This window comes from Streptomyces sp. NRRL WC-3549, from assembly GCF_000721935.1.
Classification (GTDB): Bacteria; Actinomycetota; Actinomycetes; order Streptomycetales; family Streptomycetaceae; genus Streptomyces.
In genome coordinates, this window is the sequence record NZ_KL585423.1 from 1 (window position 1) to 1799 (window position 1799).

1 pseudogene is annotated in these 1799 nt (G+C 78.9%); it reads right to left on the minus strand.

Annotation, left to right across the window (positions count from 1 at the left end):
• Positions 1–977: 977 nt before the first annotated feature.
• Positions 978–1799: pseudogene (locus IH13_RS39800) on the minus strand (hypothetical protein); the annotation flags it as partial.

The following is a 1799-nucleotide window of genomic DNA, read 5'->3' on the forward strand; positions in this document are numbered from 1 at the left end:
GGCGGGGGCGGTAGGGCGTCGGGCCGACCAGGTGCGTCGGCCGCGTCCGGGTGGGGGCCGCCCGCGTCTTCCTCGACCGCGGCTTGCGCGGCGGACGGTGCCGGGGCGTCCGCCGAGGCCGGGTGCTCTTCCGCCGCAGGACAGGAGAGGCCGAGACCCTCGGCACGAGGGCCCGAGGTCTCGGAGCCTGTCTCTTATACACATAGAGACAGGCGCCGGGAACGGCGCACCGCCCGACTCCGGTGCGTCGGCCGGCACGCTTCCGCCCACTCCGGGACCCCCGGTGGGGGTGGGCCCCTCGCTCGGCACCGGCTCACCGGCGCGCGTGCGGTCGCCGGCCTCGTCGGCCTCACCGGACCCGTCGGCCCTCACCCGTCCGTCGGTCCTCACGGGGGTTTCAGCTTCCGCAGGAACGTTTTCCTGTTCCGGGCCGTGCTGGCCCGGTCCCACCGCCGGTCGGCTCGGTTCGGCCGCACGCCGAGGTCCGTCCATCCGGCCGGGGCCGGGGTCCGGTGACGGTGCGACCGCCCCGGCCGGACCCGGCCCGGTGCCGGGCCGGGTGGCCCGAACGGGGTGGGCACGCCGGGCGGTGGACGGGTTCGCCGGCCGGGCGGCCGTCGTGGCCTCGGGCTCGGGTGTTCCGTGGCGCCCGGCGGGCTCCCACCGCTCCTCCGGTACCGGGGCGGTCGGGCCGGTCGTGGTGCCCGACGCCGGTCCGCCGGCCGGGCCACCCGCCGGTCCCGTACTCCTGGCACGCCCCGGCGGCCCCGTCACAACGGGGTCGTCCGGCCAGTCGGCTGCCTCGGACGGTCCTCCGTCCGGTCGGGGAGTCACCGCGGGCCTCCTGGGCGCGCCGAGTGACCGGAGGCCGCCCGGCCCTTCGACCGCGTCCGGGCCGGGGGCGCGTCCGGGCGTCCCGCCGGCACGTGCCGGCGTGCTCGTGTCCGCCGCCGCGGCACCCGCTGCCATGGCCTCCCTCAGCTGCCGGGCGCGTTCGACCCGCGCGGCCCGCGCAGCGCCTTCCGCCTGTCTCTTATACACCTCGGCCGCCCCGGCTGTCCCGCCGGCGACGGCTGCCCCGACGCGTACGGCCGCGATGGGTGTTCCGGCCGCCCCTCTCGCCACGGCCCCGACTGCGGCGGTCGGCCCGGCAGCGACGGCCGGGCGGGCCGCGTCCGTGACCCGGGCCCCGGCTCCGGTCGGTCCGCCGGGGCGACGGCACCGCCCGCGGTGGACGGCCGCGGTCCTCCGGTCCCCGGTACGGGCACGGTGGACGGACGGATTCCCTCGGTCGCCACCGGTACGGACGGGGCCGCGGCCTGGCCGGGCCGGGCCTCCGGACGGGTGTGGACGGCCGGCCCGGAGCGGGCCGGGGCCGGGGCGGCGTAGCGGAGGGTCCGCAGACCGTGCTGGGCCGCCAGCCGGCGCAGCTGGTGTCCACCGTCCTGGGACACACCGTGCACATGGAGCGTCGCGCACGCGCGCAGGGCCGGTGTCAGGGCCCCCAGCAGACCCGAAAGGGCCGGCCAGAGCGAGGCGTCCAACGGGTCCCCCGGCGTGCCCAGTTCGATCACCGGACCACCCGGGTCGACCTGACGTGCCGTCAAAGACAGCTGGGGGCCGTCTTTCGGGCCGACCCACAGGCCGGCCCTGGTCACGGTGACCTGCCAGCGGTCGGTCAGGCCGATCACGCCCCCCTCCGGGCGTGCGGGCCCCGGCAACGGGGGTGTCCAGCGCAGCAGTCGGGGCGGCCGGGAACGCCCTTCCCCGTCCGGCGGCCGGCACACGACGGCGTCCAC